The following is a 17655-nucleotide window of genomic DNA, read 5'->3' as shown; positions in this document are numbered from 1 at the left end:
CACCCATGGCCACGCTTGAAATCCACGACCTGCACGTCACCGTCGAGGCCGACAACGCCACGAAGGAAATCCTCAAGGGCGTCGACCTGACCGTGAAGCAGGGCGAGACGCACGCCATCATGGGCCCCAACGGCTCCGGCAAGTCCACCCTCGCCTACTCGCTCGCCGGTCACCCCAAGTACACCGTCACCGGCGGCACCGTCACCCTCGACGGCGAGGACGTGCTCGCGATGACCGTCGACGAGCGCGCCCGGGCCGGCGTCTTCCTCGCCATGCAGTACCCCGTCGAGGTCCCCGGCGTCTCCGTCTCCAACTTCCTGCGCACCTCGGCCACCGCCATCCGCGGCGAGGCCCCCAAGCTGCGCACCTGGGTGAAGGAGGTCAAGGAGACCATGGAGCGGCTCCAGATGGACCCCTCCTTCGCCGAGCGGAACGTCAACGAGGGCTTCTCCGGCGGTGAGAAGAAGCGCCACGAGATCCTCCAGCTCGAACTGCTCAAGCCGCACATCGCGATCCTCGACGAAACCGACTCCGGCCTGGACGTCGACGCGCTGCGGATCGTCTCCGAGGGCGTCAACCGGGTCCGCGGGACCGGTGAGGTCGGCACCCTGCTGATCACCCACTACACGCGCATCCTGCGCTACATCAAGCCCGACTTCGTGCACGTCTTCGTGGGCGGCCGGGTCGCCGAGTCCGGCGGCGCCGAGCTGGCCGACAAGCTGGAGGAGGAGGGCTACGAGTCCTATGTGAAGGGTGGCGCTGCCGCGTGACCGATCCCTCGTCTCCCCCGCCCGCCGCGTTCGCGGGCCGGGCGATCCCCGGCCTGCTGGACACCGAGGCGATCCGCAAGGACTTCCCGGTCCTGGACCGCCTGGTGCACGACGACCGCAAGCTGGTCTACCTGGACAACGCGGCGACCTCGCAGAAGCCCCGCCAGGTCCTCGACGTGCTGAACGCCTACTACGAGCGGCACAACGCCAACGTCCACCGCGGCGTGCACGTCCTCGCGGAGGAGGCGACCGCGCTCTACGAGGGCGCGCGCGACAAGGTGGCGGCGTTCGTCAACGCGCCCAGCCGCGACGAGGTGATCTTCACCAAGAACGCCTCCGAGTCGCTGAACCTGGTGGCGAACATGCTCGGCTGGGCCGACGAGCCCTACCGGGTGGACCGCGACACCGAGATCGTCATCACCGAGATGGAGCACCACTCCAACATCGTGCCGTGGCAGCTGCTCTCGCAGCGCACCGGTGCCAAGCTGAAGTGGTTCGGCCTGACCGACGACGGCCGGCTCGACCTGTCGGACATCGAGCAGGTCATCACCGAGAAGACGAAGATCGTCTCCTTCGTGCTGGTCTCCAACATCCTGGGCACCGTCAACCCGGTCGAGGCCATCGTGCGCCGCGCCCAGGACGTCGGCGCGCTGGTGCTGATCGACGCCTCGCAGGCCGCCCCGCACATGGTGCTGGACGTGCAGGCGCTGGGCGCGGACTTCGTGGCCTTCACCGGCCACAAGATGCTCGGCCCGACCGGCATCGGCGTGCTGTGGGGCCGCCAGGAGCTGCTGGAGGACCTGCCGCCCTTCCTCGGCGGCGGCGAGATGATCGAGACCGTCTCGATGCACTCCTCCACCTACGCGCCCGCGCCGCACAAGTTCGAGGCCGGCACCCCGCCGATCGCGCAGGCGGTGGGCCTGGGCGCCGCGGTGGACTACCTCACCGCGGTCGGCATGGACAAGATCGCCGCGCACGAGCACGCGATCACCCACTACGCGCTGGAACGCCTGCTGGAGGTGCCCGACCTGCGGATCGTCGGGCCCACCACGAGCGAGGACCGCGGCGCGGCGATCTCCTTCACGCTCGGCGACATACACCCCCACGACGTGGGGCAGGTGCTGGACGAGCAGGGCATCGCGGTCCGCGTGGGACACCACTGCGCCCGGCCGGTGTGCCTGCGCTACGGAATTCCTGCGACCACGCGGGCGTCGTTCTATCTGTACTCCACCCCGGCCGAGGTCGACGCCCTGGTCGAGGGGCTGGAGCAGGTCCGGAACTTCTTCGGCTGATGGCGGTGCTGCTGTGAAGCTCGACTCGATGTACCAGGACGTGATCCTGGACCACTACAAGCACCCGCACGGGCGGGGCTTGCGGGACGGCCAGGCCGAGGTGCACCACGTCAACCCCACGTGCGGCGACGAGATCACGCTGCGGGTGCGGATGGACGGCGACGTGATCGGCGACGTCTCGTACGAGGGCCAGGGCTGCTCCATCAGCCAGGCCAGCGCGTCGGTGCTCAACGACCTGCTGGTCGGCAAGGAGATCTCCGAGGCCCGCAAGATCCAGGAGACCTTCCTGGAGCTGATGCAGTCCAAGGGCCGGATCGAGCCCGACGACGCGATGGAGGAGGTGCTGGAGGACGCGGTGGCGTTCGCCGGCGTCTCCAAGTACCCGGCGCGCGTGAAGTGCGCGCTGCTGAGCTGGATGGCGTGGAAGGACGCGACCGCGCAGGCGCTGTCCGGCGCCCCCGACGAGGAGACCGCATGACCAACGACGCCGAGGTCGCACTCAAGCCGGCCTCCGAGGAAGAGATCAAGGAAGCCCTGTACGACGTGGTCGACCCCGAGCTGGGCATCGACGTGGTCAACCTCGGCCTGATCTACGGCATCCACATCGACGACGGCAACGTCGCCACCCTGGACATGACGCTCACGTCCGCGGCCTGCCCGCTGACCGACGTCATCGAGGAGCAGGCCAAGACCGCGACCGAGGGCATCGTCAACGACCTGAAGATCAACTGGGTCTGGATGCCGCCGTGGGGCCCGGACAAGATCACCGACGACGGCCGCGAGCAGCTGCGCGCGCTGGGGTTCAACGTCTGAGCGGCTGAGGCGCCCCCGGGCGCTCAGCCCGCGTCGGCCAGCTGGCGCCGCACCAGCGCGTAGAAGGGGCCGCCCGCGTCGGCCAGCAGGCCGGCGGGCGGCCCTTCCTGCACGATCCGGCCGCGGTCCATCACCAGCACCCGGTCCGCGTCCAGCACCGTCGACAGCCGGTGCGCCACCACGATCCTGGTGGCCCGCATCGCCCGGGTGCTGTCCATGACCACCTTCTGCGTCGCGTTGTCCAGTGCGCTGGTCGCCTCGTCCAGGAACAGCACCCGCGGCCGGCGGATCAGCGCCGCGGCGATCATCAGCCGCTGCCGCTGGCCGCCGGAGACCGCGCCGCCGCCGTCCGCGACCACCGTGTGCAGGCCCATCGGCATCGCCCTGACGTCTTCGGCCAGCCCGGCTATCGCCAGCGCCGCCCACACCTCCTCCGGGCCGTACGAGCCCGCGCCGCGCACGCAATCCAGGATCGACCCGCTCAGCGGCTGCGCGTTCTGCAGCACCACCCCGCACTGCCGGCGCACCGCGGCCCGGTCCAGCGTGCCCAGGTCGACCCCGTCGTAGCGGACGCTGCCGGACCGCGGCAGGTCGAAGCCGATCAGCAGCCGCAGCAGCGTCGACTTGCCGCAGCCGCTCGCGCCGACCACCGCCACGAACTCGCCCGGCCGCACCTCGAACGACACGTCGTCCAGCACCAGTGGCCCGTCCGGCGCGTACCGGAAGGTCAGGCCCCTGGCGGTGATCGCGCCGGTCAGCTCGCCGGGCGCGGCGGCGCCCGGCGGCACCTCCGGCGGCTCGGCCAGCACCGGGGCGATCTGCTCGACCATCGGCAGCACCGCCACCGCGGAGACCAGCGCGCCGGTCAGCTGGGTCACCGAGGTGAGCATCGTGGTCGCCGCGGTGGTGAAGGTCAGGAACGTGCTCGCGTCCATGCTCCCGCGCGCCGGGCCGGCCATCAGCAGGAACACCAGCAGCGTGCACAGCGGCAGGTACACGGCGTTGAGCACGGCGGTCAGGTTCTTGATCCGGCCGACCGTGCGCTGCAGCTCGCGGCTGCGGGCGAAGCCCTCCGCCCAGGACGCGTAGGCGAAGCTCTCCGCGGCGGCGACGCGCAGCTTCGGCAGCCCGCGCAGGGTCTGGAACGCCTGGTTGTTCAGCCGGTTGCCCAGCTCCACCAGCCGCCGCTGCCAGCGCAGTTGCCACAGCCCGGTGGCCAGGAACAGCGCGCCGACCACGGCCAGCATCCCGAGCGCCGCCGACGCCAGCGGCACACTGCACCACAGCAGCACCGCCAGGTCCACCACCGCCAGCGCGCCCGACTGCACCACCACCGGCGCGATCCCCGACACCGTGCGGCGGACCGCGCTCACCCCCATCGCCGCGCTCGCCAGCTCACCGGTCGAGCGGCTCGCGAAGAACCGGGTGGGCAGCCGCAACAACCGGTCCCAGACAGCCGGTTGCAGCGCCGCCTCCATCCGGCCCTCCAGCCGCAGCATCGCCAGGTTCTGCCACAGCATGAAGACCGCGGACAGCACCGCGGCCGCCGCGACCGCGAGCGCGGCCTGCACGATCAGGCCCTTCTCGCCGGCCTGCACGTACGACCCCAGCACCTGCCCGGTCACCACCGGCACCAGCGCGCCGAGCCCGACCGAGACCAGGCCGCCGAGCGCGAGGCCGCGCAGGTCGCCGCCGCCGCCGCGCAGCGCGAACCGGGCCAGCTGCCAGGCCGTCGCCTGCCCGTGCGGCAGCGGCCGCACCACCGCCACCGCGCGCCGCTCGTAGCGCTCCGCGTCCGCCCGCGCGCCCACCCGGCTGACCCGCCCGGCGGCGTCCACGGCTTCGTAGCGCCCCCGGCGCCAGAGCAGGGCGACGGGGGTCGGCCGGGCGGCGGGTCCGGAGGCCGGCGCCGGGTCCTGACCCGGACCGGCGCCCGGACCGGCGCCCGGGCCGGACCTCGGGCCGCGGCCCTGGGCGGGGCTCGGACCGCGGCCCGGGACGGGGCCCGGACCGGAACTCGTGGGCCGACCCGGACCGGCGGCCCGACCGTAGGTCGGGGTGCTGCCTGGGCCGCCGGGAGGGGAGGGAGAGCCTGCGGCGGCTGTCGCGGGCGGGGCGGAGCGACCTGGCGCGGCGGGCTCCGGGTCGCCCGCGTCCGGGGCTGCGGCGGCCCGGGCGTCCGTGGTGAAGCCGATCAGGGGGCCGCAGTCCTCGCGCCACCAGCGGTCACCGAGGGTGATCTCGCGGGTGCGGAAGCCGGAGGCGAGGGCGATGCGCTCGATCGGGTCCAGGCGCGGACCGGGCGGGCCGGCGGGCGCGGTGACCTCGACGCCCGCCGCGCCGGCGACCAGGCGGCAGACCGCGAGCAGGTCCGGATCGACGCCCGCGCCGACGTCCGGCGCGGGCGGGGCGCTGCGGACCACCCGGCGGCGGCGCGCGGTCCTGCGCCTGCGCGCCTCCTCGGCGGGGGCCGAGCCCGCGTCCTGCGCGGGTCCGCCGCGGCCGGGGCGCGGCACGGACGAGTCGATCGCCGCGAGCAGCACCTCGTCGGCCGCGGCGCCCGCCTCGTGCCCCGCGCGGATGCCGGCCGCGGCCCGCTCCTCGTGGGCGCGCTCCAGCCGGTCGATCCAGCGGCCGAGCGAGGTCAGCAGCCGGGACTGCTGGGCGACCAGGCGCTGCCACAGCGCCGGGTCGACCAGCAGGTCCGGCCCGGCTGCCGCGGTGGGCCCGGGCTCCGGGGCCGCCCCGGCCGTCCCGGTCGCGCCGGGTGCTTCCGCCGGTCCGGGCGCCCACGCCGGTCCGGGCGCCCAGGCCGGTCCGGGCGCCCACGCGCCGAAGTCGGCGCCGGACCGCACCCCGCCCGGGTCCACCGTCGTCCAGGGGATGTCCTCGTCGTCCGTGCCGCCGCCGCCCGGCCGGCCGTCCACCCGCGCGTCGAACAGCACCCGCAGCCCGCGCCCGAGCCCGCGCGCGAACGCGTCCTCCAGGGCCGCGTCCCGCGGCCGGCCGGAGCCGTACGGGCCCGGACCGCCGTAGGAGTACGGGTCGCCGCCGTACGGATGCGGCGGCGGACCGGCGTACGCGCCGCCGTCGCCGTACGTGTCCGGACTCCCGTACGCGGAGGGGGTGTTGTACGTGTGCGGACCCCCGTGCGGGTCCGGGGCGCCGTACGGTTCCGGACCCGCGGACGCGGCCGGGGCGGCGTACCCGCCCGGGGCCGGGTATCCGGTCCGGTACGCGTCGGGCGGCGCGGCCGGGGGAGTTCGCGCAGCGGGATGCGGCGAACCGCGCAGGAGCGCAGAGGGCGGCTGACCAGCGTGTGGCGGGGGCCGGCGACCGGGCCGAGCAGCAGCGTGCCGGCCGCCACGCGGCCCAGGAAGTGCCAACTGCCGTGCCCGGCCGCGTCGACCGCGAACAGGTCCATCGCCCCGGCCGCCACCAGCCACAGCACATGCGTCCCCTCCAGCGGCAGGTCATGCAGGCCCGCGCAGTCCACGGCCGCGCCGAGCCCGCCGAAGGCGGCGGTGACCGGGTCCGGCAGGACCGGGCCGGGCCGGCGGGGTGCGGGGCGGCCGGGTGGGGCGGACCCGGGACGGGGGCGTGCGCCCGGCCGGGCGGGGGCGAGGATGTGGGCGCGGGCGCGGGCAGGGGTGTGGGCGCGGGGCCCGGGTCGGCCGGGGGACGGCGGGGGGCGCGGTGTCGCCGGGGCGGGCCGTCACTCAGTGCTCCCTGACCAGGCGCGCGTAGACCCCGCCCGCGGCGACGAGTTCCTGGTGCCGGCCGCGCTCGACCACCTCGCCGCGCTCCAGCACGAGGATCTCGTCGCTGTCGCGGACGGTGCTCAGCCGGTGCGCGATGACCACGCACGCGCAGCCGCGGCGGCGCAGGTTGTCGATGACGCGCAGCTCCGTCTCGGCGTCCAGGGCGCTGGTGACCTCGTCGAGCACCAGCACGCTCGGCCGCCTGACCAGCGCGCGGGCGATCTCCAGGCGCTGGCGCTGGCCGCCGGAGAAGTTGCGGCCGTCCTGCTCGACCCGGGCCAGGATGCCGCCGGGGCGCGCCGCGACCACCTCGGACAGCGCCGCGTCCGCCAGCGCGGCGAGCACGTCCTCGTCGGGGATCGACGGGTCCCACAGCGCGACGTTGTCCCGCACGGTGCCCTCGAAGAGGAAGACGTCCTGGTCCACGAAGGACATTGACGCGGCCAGCGTGCCGCGCGGAATGTCCTCCAGCCGCTGCCCGTCGAAGGCGATGACGCCCTCCCACGGCCGGTACAGGCCGGCGATCAGCCGGGACACCGTGGACTTGCCGCTGCCGGAGCCGCCGACCAGGGCGACCTGGCGGCCCGGGCCGACGGTCAGCGAGAACCCGGTGAGCAGCGGCGGGTCGAGCGGGCTGTAGCCGAACGTGACGTTCTCCAGGGCGACATGGCCGCTGAGCCGGCGGACGGCCGCCGCTTCGGCCGCGGGCCCCTCGCCGGCCCCTGCCCCTGCCCTTGCCCCTGCCTCCGGGCCGGGCCCCGCTCCTGCCTCCGGGCCGGGCCCCGCTCCCGCGCGGTCGCGCACGTGCAGCGGGTCCACCGGGAAGTTCTCGACGTCCTTGAGCCGGGCCACGTCCGCGGCGAAGTCCTGCACCCGCCCGGCCACCGCGCCGAGCCTGCTGACGGGCGCGGTGAAGCCGGTGACCAGCGCCTGGAACGCCACCAGCAGGCCCACCGAGATCCCGCCGTCGACCGCCCGCCGCCCGCCGATCAGCAGGATCAGCGCGCTGTTCAGCGCGGCCAGCGTCGGCGCCACCACGGCCAGCGCGGCGCTCGGCACGCCGAGCCGCTGCTGCCCGTCCAGGGTCGCCGCGTGCTGCCCCGACCAGCGCCTGAAGTAGCCGCTCTCACCGCCGGTGGCCTTCATCGACTCGATCAACTGCAGGCCGCCGTAGGAGGTGTTGGTCAACTTCGCGGTGTCCGCCCGGAGTTTGTGCGTACCGGTGGCGCGCAGCCGTACCACCACCCGCAGCGCGGCCACGTTCAGCAGCGCCACCAGCACGCCCACCGCGGTCAGTTGCGGGTCGTACGTCCACAGCAGCACCGCGTAGAGCAGCACCACCACCGCGTCCACGCCCGCGGCGGCCAGGTCGCGGGCGAGGGTCTCGGCCACCGAGTCGTTCGACTGGAGCCGCTGCACCAGGTCGGCCGGGTTGCGCTGGGCGAAGAACTGCACCGGCAGCCGCAGCAGATGGCGCATGAAGCGGGCGCTGGTCAGCGTCGAGGAGATGATCCGGCCGCGCAGCAGATTCGCCTGCTGGACCGCGGTCAAAGCCGCGGTGAGCGCCAGCAGACAGCCCATCGACCAGAACAGCACCGCCAGCAGCGAGGTCTGACGCCCGATCAGGAACGAGTCGATGTACGTCCGGCTGAGCGCGGGCACCGCCGCGCCGACCACCACCAGCAGGAAGCTGGCGACCACCGCGGCCGGCATGGTGCCCGAGGTGCCGCGCAGCCGGGCCGGCAGCGCGGCGAGCAGCCCCGGCCCGCGCCCGCTCCGGCGGAAGCCCGGCTCCGGCTCGAAGGTCAGCACCACACCGGTGAAGCTGGTGTCGAAGTCCTCCTCGCGCACGAACCTGCGCCCGCGCGCCGGGTCGTTGACGTACACCCCGCGCCGCCCGAGCCTGCGGCCGGTGCCCTCGTAGACGACGTAGTGGTTGAACTCCCAGAACAGCACGGCGGGCGGCGGGACGTGGGCCAGCGCGGCGGGCTCCATCTGCATGCCCTTGGCCGTCATGCCGTGGCCGCGGGCGGCCTTGAGCAGATTGCTCGCCCGGGAGCCGTCGCGGGAGACGCCGCAGGCGATCCGCAGCTCCTCCAGCGGTACGTGCTTCCCGTGGTGCCCCAGCACCATGCCCAGGGCCGCCGCGCCGCACTCCACCGCCTCCATCTGCAGCACGGTGGGCGTACGCACCGGGCGCGGTGTGCGACGGGGACCCCCGGCCCCGCTGTCTTTGTGGCCCCCGCGGCTGCGGGCGCGGCCGTGGCCTCGGCCCTCGGCGTGGGCACCGGCCCGGCCCGTGGCGGCGGGTTCCGGGCGGTGCCGACCGCGGCCGGCGGCCGCGGGGGAGTGGCGGGCGGTCACGGCAGCATCCAGTCGAGCGGGTGCTGCGCGGACAGCCGTACGGACGCGGCGACGGGCGTCATCGACGCCAGGCCGCCGGGGCGCGCGTCGAGGCGGACCACCACCGGCACCGGGTCGCCCTCGGCGCTGAAGGCGGCGGCGAGGTCGGGGTCGCCGAGGAACGCGGTGAGCCGGGCCCGGGACTGCGGGGCCGCGCCGACCTGGGCGACGGCGCCGCGCAGGGCGGAGCCGGCGCCGACGCGGGCCGCTCCCGCGGCCAGCCGCACCGGCGCTCCCACCGGCACCGACGCGGCGTCGGACGCCGGCACGTAGACCACCGCGACCAGCGGGGCCGCGGCGGCGGGGACCCGTTCCAGCGTGGCGACCGGCGCGCCGGTGGCGAGCACCGTGCCGAGGCCGGCCGGCACCGCGACCACCCGGCCCGCGGCCACCGCGCGCACCTGCCGCACCCCGGCGGAGGTCCGCACCCGCACCAGCGGCGCTCCGGCGGCCAGCAGCCGGCCCGGCCGCGCGGCGACGTCCACGACCTGGCCGGCCACCGGGCTCTGCACCGCGTAACTCCCCTGCCCGTAGGTGAGGATGCCGGGCGCGGACAGCCGGGTGGACACCGTGCCCTTCACCGCCCAGACGCCGGCGACGGCCAGCACGAGCACGGTCACGGCGAGCACAAGGCGTCCCTGCGGGCGGGCCAGCCGCACCGGCAGGTCCAGCTCCTCGGGCGAGTGCAGCCGGGCGAGTGCGCTGCGCCGGAACTCCAACGGACGTGTCTCCTCTGCGGGTTCGGGACGGGCATCAGGCATCGGACGTCACGCGTCAGGACGCCCCGCGGACCCCGGAGCAGGAGCGCTCCGGGGTCCGCGGCGGGATCGGCTGGGGTCTCAGAGACCCGCGAGGCCGGTGAGCGGCGCGACGTTCACGCCGGTCGCGCCCGAGACCAGGCCGGTGACGTCCGAGACGGACGGCAGCACCGAGTCGACGGCCCAGACCGTGCCGAGCACCGGCTCGAGCAGGCCGCCGGAGACGGTGTCCAGCTCGCTGTCGGAAATCTCGCGGGTCTCGACCTGGGGCGCGGAGTCCTTGCGCATAAGAGCGAATTCCTTTCGTCTTGCACGTCGTCTTGCACGTGGGGGACAAAGCCGCGGGCCCCTTCAGAGGGGAGTGCGAAGAAGGCCGCGGCACACGGGTGTTCGACGTTCCGGGGAATCCGGAGGGCGTCTGGCCAACTCCCGCATGGCGGACGATGTAAGCACGTCACCCACGGTCCGGCCACCCAAGAAGGACCGCCCGTCCGCGTGTTCGGATATCGTCCGCCGATCGCCCGCACGGGACGGGGACGTTTCCTTCACAACGTTCTCCACAACACCCCCGGACCGTAAGGAAAGCGCCCGGATTCCGCGCCCGGTCTCGAACACTCCTGCGTGTGCGCCGGGGCGCGCGCCGTGTGATGCGCGTCAATCGCACACGCTGTGCAGCTTTCGCAGCGGCCCTGTGCCCTCCCGCCGAAACCGCCATTCGTGACGGCACGTCGGCCGACGCCTTTTCGATCCGGTGATGTGCGGTGATGTCCGACATGGCGAGGCGCAGGCGCCGCGGTCGTGGCGGACGGGGCGCGCCGGGCGTTCGGTCGGCCCGCAGACGGCATTCAGCCCGCGTACACCCCGGGGCAAGGTCGCCACATCAGAGTGCCGCCTCGTGCCTACCTCACCTCTGCGTGCCGGCGCCGCCACCGCGTGCGCCGCGGCCCTGACGGTCTCAGGGCTCGTCCTCACCGGCCTCGTGGCCGCGCAGCCCGCGTCCGCCGCCGACCCGGCCGGCTACCAGAACGTCCGCATCAACGAGGTCACCTCGTCGAACGGCGACACCGTGGAGCTGTACAACACCGGCTCGACCGCGGTGAGCCTCAGCGGCTGGAAGATGTCCGACGACAGCTTCTCGCCGCAGTCGTTCAGCCCCTCCGCGAGCACGATCCCGGCCGGCGGCTTCGTCACCTTCGACTCGCCCAAAGGGCTGGGCGATTCCGACAAGCTGGTGATCTACACCTCCGGCGGCACGGTGGTCGACCGGGTCGAGTGGGCGACGGACAAGGCGAAGCCGGCGATGGCCCGGTGCGGCGGCGACGGCGTCGGCGCGTGGGTGACCACGACCGCGGCCACGACCTTCGGCGCCGCGAACGCCCCGGGCTGCCCGTCGCCGGCGCCCGCGGCGAGCCGGGTGCGGATCAACGAGGTCACCTCGGCCGGCGCCGACACCGTGGAGCTGTACAACGGCGGCACGAGCGCGGTCTCCCTCGCGTCCTGGAAGTACGTCGACGGCGACACCGGACACACCCCGGCCGCGGTCTCGGCGGCCTCGCCGAGCGCGACGAGCATCCCGGCGGGCGGCTACGTCACCTTCGGCTCCGCCCTCGGCCTCGGCGACGCCGACTCGCTCTTCCTCCTCGACGGCACCGGCACCACCGTCGACTCGGTGACCTGGGCGGTCGACGCCGCCAAGCCGTCGTACGAACGCTGCGCCGACGGCGCCGGCGCCTTCCGCACCGCCACCACCGCGACGCCCGGCGCGCCGAACTCCTGCTCCGGCGCCGGCGGCGGGACCGGCGGCGGCACCGGCGGCGGCACGGGCGGCCAGCCCGGCCGACTGCTGGGCGGCGGCGGAGCCCTCACCAGCGGCTGCGCCCCCGAAGCGCCCTCCGGCACGGGCTCCACCCCCGCGGGCACCCTGGCGTGGCCGGGCGGCGCGGACGTCACGATCGCCGACAAGGTCTGCGCGTTCACCACGTCCACCGGACCCGAGGGACGCGACGTGAGCGGCCTGGCCTTCGACCCGGCGAACCCGTCCGTGCTGTGGGCCGTGAAGAACAAGGACTGGCTGTTCAAGCTGGTCAAGAGCAACGGCCTGTGGACGCCCGACCCGTCGTGGAGCGCGACCGGCAAGCAGATCCGGTTCGCCGGCGGCTCCGGCGAGCCGGACTCCGAGGGCCTCACGGTCGGCGGCGACGGCCACCTCTACGTGACCTCCGAGCGCGACAACACCAAGAACACGGTCCCCAAGGACACGGTCATGGAGTTCGACCCGGCCGCCACCGGATCGACCCTCGCGCCCGTCCACCAGTGGGACATGACCAGCCAGTTCCCGCAGCTGAACACCGGCAGCAAGGACGACGCCAACCTGGGCTTCGAGGGCGTCGGCTACGTGCCCGACAGCTGGCTGACCGCGAACGGCTGGACCGACCCGCTCACCGGCGCCGCCTACGACCCGGCCGACTACCCGCTGCACGGCTCCGGTCTGTTCTTCGCCGGCCTGGAGTGGGACGGCACGCTGCACGTCTACGGCCTGAACTCCGACGGCACCTTCACCACCTTCGGCACGATCGCCACCGGCAAGCCCTCCGTGATGGACGTGACCTTCGACGCCGGGACCCAGCGCCTCCTCGCCACCTGCGACAACACCTGCGGCGAGACGCACACCTTCCTGAAGGTCGGCGGCGCGGGCGCGATCGTCCCGGACGTGACCTACACCAACCCCGCCGTGATGCCGACCGACAACCTGGAGGGCTTCGCGCTCGCGCCGACCTCGACCTGCGTGGCCGGCTCGCGCGAAGCGGTCTGGAGCGACGACGGGATCTACGGCTTCGGCGCCTCGACGTCCTCATCCGGGCACGCCCTGTACAGCGGCACCTTCCCCTGCTGACCCACGCCCCGAGGCCGGGGGCGACCCGCACACCGGGCCGCCCCCGGCGCGGCGCGTCGTCAACGCCGCTTCCCGGCCCGGCAGTCGGCGCCACGGGGCGGTGCGGCGTGAGGCTAGTGGGACTCGCGCTCCAGGCACACCAGGCAGAGCCCGCGCGGCGGGTAACTGGGCACGCGGTGCTCGCCGACGAGCCGCACCCACCACCAGTCGAGCCTGGTCAGGATGCTTCTGATCAGTCGGTTCACGAGCCTCACCTGCCTTCTTCCGGTCCGACACTACGTTGTCCCGCGCGTCCCGGGAACCGGTGAGTGACGCGGATTACGTCCGGTTCGCCGGTATCGCCGCCGATCCGTTGACGCCGCGGGGACGCGGTTGCGATCGTGTCCGCGACATCCACAGGGTGATCACCGCGCCGGGCCGGTGGCCGGGCAGCGGCGGCTGGGCGGCGGCCTGGCAGGGGCCGGGCAGGGGCGGCCGGGCGGTGGACGAGCGGGGGAGGGGCGGGCACCGATGACGCAGGACGCGCAGGACGCGCAGGACGCGCAGGACGCGCAGGACGCGCAGGCGCGGCGGCCGGAGCGGCACGGCGACGCGGCGACCGGCACGTACACCGCGGGCCGTACGGATCGCGACCGCGCGGACGCTCCCGCCGGCGGCGACCGCGCGGACCTCCAGGCGTGGGTGCGCGAACTCACCGCGCCGCTGCTCCGGTACGCGAGCCCCGGCGGCGCGCGGTTCCGGCTCGGCGTGAACACCGCGCACCACGACGACGCCGCGGCCGACCTGGAGGGGTACGCCCGGCCGCTGTGGGGGCTGGCCCCGCTCGCGGCCGGCGGCGGGGAGTTCGCGCACTGGGACGTGTGGGTCCGCGGCCTGGACAGCGGCACGGACCCGGCGCACCCGGAGTTCTGGGGCGAGCCGGGCGACGTCGACCAGCGGCTGGTCGAGACCGCGGCGATCGGCTTCGCTCTCGCGCTGGTCCCCGAGCGCCTCTGGGACCCGCTGAGCGGCGCGGCCCGCGACCGCGTCGGCCGCTGGCTGGCCGGCGCCGTGGAACGCGAGACGCCCGCGAACAACTGGAACTTCTTCCCCGTCCTGGTCGGCATCGGCCTGGACCGGGTCGGCCACCGCCACGACGCCTCCTCGCGCCGCGCCCGGCTGGACCGGCTGGAGGGCTACGCCCTCGGCGGCGGCCCCGGCGACCGCTTCGCCGCGGACGACGCCGAACGGATCGGCGCCGGCTGGTACTCCGACGGCGCCACCGCCCAGCGCGACTACTACATCCCGTGGGCGATGCACTTCTACGGCCTGCTCTACGCCGCCCTGGCCGGCCCCGCGGACCCGGCGCGCGCGGCCCGCTTCCGCGAGCGCGCCGCACGGTTCGCCGCCGGGTTCCGGCACTGGTTCGCCGACGACGGCTCCGCGGTCCCGTACGGGCGCAGCCTGACGTACCGCTTCGCGCAGGGCGCGTTCTGGGGCGCGCTGCCGTACGCGGACGTGACCGCGCTGCCGCACGGCGAGGTCAAGGGCCTGTTGCTGCGGCACCTGCGCGGGTGGCGCCGGCGCGGGCCGCTGACCTCGCCCGACGGGCTGCTGACCGTCGGCTACGGCTATCCGCAGCCCGCGGTCGCCGAGCAGTACAACGGGCCTGGCTCGCCGTACTGGGCGATGAAGGCGTTCCTGCCGCTGGCGCTGCCGGAGCGGCACCCGTTCTGGACCGCGCCCGAACTCCCGCCGGCCGCGCTGCCGGCGACCCTGGTCCAGCCGGAGGCCGGGGCGCTGCTGATGCGCTCCGGCGGCGACGTGACGCTGCTCGGCGCGCGCCAGCACAACACCTGGGTGCGCGGCGGGGCGGCGAAGTACGCCAAGTTCGCGTACTCCACGCGCTTCGGCTTCAGCCTGCCGGCCGGCGGCCTCGGCGCGGCGCAGGGCGCGTACGACTCGGTGCTCGCGCTGAGCGACGACGCCGTGCCGCCGGGCGCGGAGCCGGTCCACTTCCGGGTGCGCGAGACGTGCGAGGAGTTCCGCGTGGAGGCGTGGCGCGCGGGTGCGCCGGGGGCGGAGGCGACCCGGTCCGGGGAGGCGGGCGAGGAGGCTTTGGGGGCGGGGAAGGCGGGCGCGGCCGGCGGCGACCTCGTGCTCGTCAGCACCTGGCGCCCGTGGGCCGACGTCGAGGTGACGACCTGGCTCGCCGCTGCCGCGCCCTGGCACCTGCGCGTCCACCGCGTCCGCACGGGACGAGCGCTGCACGCGTACGAGGGCGGGTTCGCCGTCGACCGCGACGCCGGCCTCGACCGCCGCGAGGAGACGGCCGGCAGCGCGTGCGCGGTCTCCGCGGCCGGCGACCTGAGCGGCCTGCGCGACCTGCCCGCCCCCGCCGACCGGGAGCAGCCGGACCTCGCGGGACCGACGGACCGCGTCGGTCGGGTGGACGGCCTGGGCCGTGCGGACGGGATCGGTCGGTCGGACGACATCGGCCGTGCGGACGGCATCGACCGTGCGGACGGCGGGGCCGGCGGCAGGGCCCGGGGCGCCGCCGCGGGCCGGGCGGGTCCTGGACCTGCTGCCCGGCACCAATGTGCTGGCCCGCCGCACGGTCCTGCCGGTGCTGGTCACACACCTGCCCCCGGGCGAGCACTGGCTGCGCTGCGCGGTCCTCGGAGCGGCTGCCGCCGAAGCCACCGCCTGGAACCGCCGGCCGCCCGCCCCTCCCCGCTGAGTCCCGCTGAGTCCCGCTGAGCCCCGCCCGCGACCGCCGCCCGACCGGCCGGGGCTCGTGGCCCGCCCGCGGGGCCGCCGCGAGTAATGGAACCGCAAAGGCCGGTGGCTCGTTATGGAGGGCATGACCGCAATGACGCCTGGCTCGAATGTCCCGCTGTCCGCACAGCGAGTGACCGTGGAGGTCGCCGCCCCGGTGCGGCTGGACGTATCGGGGCTGCTGCTGACCTCCGACGGCAAGGTGCGCTCGGACGACGACTTCGTGTTCTACAACCAGCCGCAGGGGCCGGGCGTCTCGCACCGCTCCGGCGGCGGTTCCGGGCCGGACGCGATCACCGTCGACACCGGGGCCGTGCCCGCCGAGATCGACAAGATCGTGGTGACCGCGAGCATCGACGGGGGCGCCGCCTTCGCGGGCACCGTGCCGACCGCCACCGTCCGCGGCGCGGACGACGGCGCCGAGATCGCCACGTTCGCGCCGACCGGCCTCGGCCCGGAGACCGCGCTGGTCGTCGTGGAGGTCTACCGCCGCGGCGGCGCGTGGAAGGTGCGCGCGGTCGGCCAGGGGTACGCCAACGGACTCGCGGGCATCGCCACCGACTTCGGGGTGAACGTCGAGGAGCCCGCCGCCCCCGCCCAACCGCAGCCCGCCGCCCCCGCGCAGCCCCAGGCCGCGCCGCCGCAGCCGCCGACCGCGCCCTTCACGCCGAGCGCGCCCCCGCCCTCCGGCCCGCCCGCCGCGCACCTGCCGCCGCCGCCCGCCGCGGCCCCGGCCCAGCCCCCGGCGCCGCCCGCCGCGCCCGGTCGGATCAATCTGGACAAGGGCCGGGTCAACCTGCGGAAGAACGAGACGGTCTCGCTGGTCAAGGGCGGCAAGCCGCTGCTCACCTCGGTGCGGATGGGCCTGGGCTGGGAGCCCGCGTTCGGCGGCCGGGCCATCGACCTGGACGCGTCGGTCATCGCCTACGGCCCGCAGCGCAACGCGATCGCGACCTGCTACTTCGGCAAGCTGCAGATCCTCAACGGCGCGATCCAGCACTCCGGCGACAATCTCACCGGTCACGGCTCCGGCGACGACGAGGCGATCACCGTCCACCTCGGCGGGCTGCCGCCGGAGGTCACCGGCCTGGTCTTCACCGTCAACTCCTATTCCGGTCAGAAGTTCAACAAGGTCGCGAAGGCGTACTGCCGGCTGCTGGACGCCTCCTCCGGCGAGGAGCTGGTCCGCTTCGACCTGACGAACGGCGAGGCCCGCACCGGGGTTTTGATGGCCAAGATGATCAAGCAGTACAGCGGCGAGTGGGAGATGACCGCGCTCGGCACCTTCGTCGACTCGCGCACCGCCCGCGGCATGCAGAAGCCGGGCGCCGCGGCGCTCTGACGCCCGCCCCCGGCACCGGCGAACGGCCCGGCCCCCCACGGGGCCGGGCCGTTCGCCGGTGCCGGGGTCTCCTCCCGGGATCGGAATGTCATGTTCACCTAACCTTTACCGCTGACGGTCTACCCGCATAGACCCGGGGCCGGGACCCTGGTCGGGCACCACCCGCACCGTCTCGACCCCTAGTCACGGGAGTGCTCAGCCATGCCCAGAAACCGTCTCCGGTACCGCATATCCGCTGTCGTCGGCTCCGCCCTGCTCGCCATGACGGCGCTGCTCCTCGGCAGCGGCACCGCGCAGGCCGCGCTGCCCACGCCGATCGCGGCCTCGACCGCCCGCAGCTACCTGTCCGGGATGACGGCGACCGCCGAGACGCACGCCTCCACCTACGACCGCGACCTGTTCCCGACCTGGATCACGATCTCCGGCACCTGCGACACCCGGGAGTACGTGATCAAGCGCGACGGCACCAGCGTGGTCACCGACAGCGCCTGCAAGGCCACCTCCGGCCACTGGACCAGCGTCTACGACGGCGCGACCACCACCGACCCGTCGACCTTCGACATCGACCACCTGGTCCCGCTGGCCGAGGCGTGGGCCTCCGGCGCCTGGGCGTGGACGACCGCGCAGCGCCAGGCGTTCGCCAACGACGTGACCCGGCCGCAGCTGCTCGCGGTGTCCGCGTCCTCCAACCGCTCCAAGGGCGACGACGACCCGGCCGAGTGGCTGCCCCAGTCGTCCTTCCGGTGCACCTATGCCCGCGCGTGGGTGCAGGTCAAGCACTACTACGGGCTGACCGTGGACAGCGCCGAGAAGTCGACGCTCCAGTCCGTGCTGAGCGGCTGCTGAATCGTTTCCCCGGGCACGGG

Annotated in this window: 13 protein-coding genes and 1 pseudogene; 8 read left to right on the top strand and 6 right to left on the bottom strand. The window is 74.7% G+C overall.

Features of this window, described 5'->3' with window-relative positions; genetic code table 11:
- Window positions 1-5 precede the first annotated feature (5 nt).
- From sufC to VSR01_RS07570, 4 genes are read left to right on the top strand one after another with little or no spacing between them, the layout of a single operon-like run.
- Window positions 6-770, top strand: coding sequence for a Fe-S cluster assembly ATPase SufC (sufC, locus tag VSR01_RS07585; protein ID WP_326448494.1), 765 nt, complete (start codon window positions 6-8; stop codon window positions 768-770).
- A gap of 44 nt (window positions 771-814) precedes the next feature.
- Entirely contained in the window at window positions 815-2062 is a 1248-nt protein-coding gene (locus tag VSR01_RS07580; protein ID WP_326453544.1) for a cysteine desulfurase, read from the top strand.
- Window positions 2063-2075: 13 nt separating this feature from the next.
- Entirely contained in the window at window positions 2076-2540 is a 465-nt protein-coding gene (sufU, locus tag VSR01_RS07575) for a Fe-S cluster assembly sulfur transfer protein SufU (RefSeq protein WP_326448493.1), read from the top strand.
- A complete protein-coding gene (locus VSR01_RS07570) occupies window positions 2537-2875 on the top strand; it encodes a metal-sulfur cluster assembly factor (RefSeq protein ID WP_326448492.1) in 339 nt (112 codons plus the stop codon). Before sufU ends, VSR01_RS07570 begins: the two co-directional genes overlap by 4 nt.
- Before the next feature lie 23 nt (window positions 2876-2898).
- Here VSR01_RS07570 and VSR01_RS07565 read toward each other — a convergent pair whose 3' ends face one another.
- The 5 genes and pseudogenes from VSR01_RS07565 to VSR01_RS07545 all read right to left on the bottom strand — a co-directional run bounded on the left by VSR01_RS07565 (window position 2899) and on the right by VSR01_RS07545 (window position 10085).
- Entirely contained in the window at window positions 2899-5820 is a 2922-nt protein-coding gene (locus tag VSR01_RS07565) for an NHLP bacteriocin export ABC transporter permease/ATPase subunit (protein ID WP_442785411.1), read from the bottom strand.
- Window positions 5821-6125: 305 nt separating this feature from the next.
- Window positions 6126-6416 (bottom strand): annotated as a pseudogene (locus tag VSR01_RS07560) (hypothetical protein); the annotation flags it as partial.
- Between the two features lie 178 nt (window positions 6417-6594).
- A complete protein-coding gene (locus VSR01_RS07555; RefSeq protein WP_442785410.1) occupies window positions 6595-9000 on the bottom strand; it encodes an NHLP family bacteriocin export ABC transporter peptidase/permease/ATPase subunit in 2406 nt (801 codons plus the stop codon).
- Complete coding sequence (locus VSR01_RS07550; RefSeq protein WP_326448491.1) at window positions 8997-9758, bottom strand: HlyD family efflux transporter periplasmic adaptor subunit; 762 nt, start codon at window positions 9756-9758, stop codon at window positions 8997-8999. The genes VSR01_RS07555 and VSR01_RS07550 overlap by 4 nt, the downstream gene beginning before the upstream one ends.
- 120 nt (window positions 9759-9878) lie before the next feature.
- Window positions 9879-10085, bottom strand: coding sequence for a type A2 lantipeptide (locus tag VSR01_RS07545; protein WP_326448490.1), 207 nt, complete (start codon window positions 10083-10085; stop codon window positions 9879-9881).
- Window positions 10086-10692: 607 nt separating this feature from the next.
- Between VSR01_RS07545 and VSR01_RS07540 the strand changes: the two genes are divergently transcribed.
- The gene (locus VSR01_RS07540) at window positions 10693-12690 is read left to right on the top strand and encodes a lamin tail domain-containing protein (RefSeq protein ID WP_326448489.1); all 1998 of its coding nucleotides are present in this window, start codon (window positions 10693-10695) and stop codon (window positions 12688-12690) included.
- A gap of 113 nt (window positions 12691-12803) precedes the next feature.
- Here VSR01_RS07540 and VSR01_RS07535 read toward each other — a convergent pair whose 3' ends face one another.
- Entirely contained in the window at window positions 12804-12935 is a 132-nt protein-coding gene (locus VSR01_RS07535) for a hypothetical protein (RefSeq protein ID WP_326448488.1), read from the bottom strand.
- 265 nt (window positions 12936-13200) lie between these two features.
- On the opposite strand from VSR01_RS07535, the gene VSR01_RS07530 reads away from it, so the two are divergent.
- The 3 genes from VSR01_RS07530 (at window position 13201) to VSR01_RS07520 (ending at window position 17635) form a co-directional block, all read left to right on the top strand.
- Complete coding sequence (locus tag VSR01_RS07530; RefSeq protein ID WP_326448487.1) at window positions 13201-15429, top strand: DUF2264 domain-containing protein; 2229 nt, start codon at window positions 13201-13203, stop codon at window positions 15427-15429.
- A 112-nt stretch (window positions 15430-15541) separates the two neighbouring features.
- Window positions 15542-16789, top strand: a complete 1248-nt coding sequence (locus VSR01_RS07525; protein ID WP_326453541.1) for a TerD family protein — start codon at window positions 15542-15544, stop codon at window positions 16787-16789.
- Between the two features lie 201 nt (window positions 16790-16990).
- A complete protein-coding gene (locus VSR01_RS07520) occupies window positions 16991-17635 on the top strand; it encodes an HNH endonuclease family protein (RefSeq protein WP_326448486.1) in 645 nt (214 codons plus the stop codon).
- Window positions 17636-17655: the final 20 nt, after the last annotated feature.

Source organism: Actinacidiphila sp. DG2A-62 (genome assembly GCF_035825295.1).
Classification (GTDB): Bacteria; Actinomycetota; Actinomycetes; order Streptomycetales; family Streptomycetaceae; genus Actinacidiphila.
This window is presented reverse-complemented; position numbering and strand designations above follow the sequence as displayed.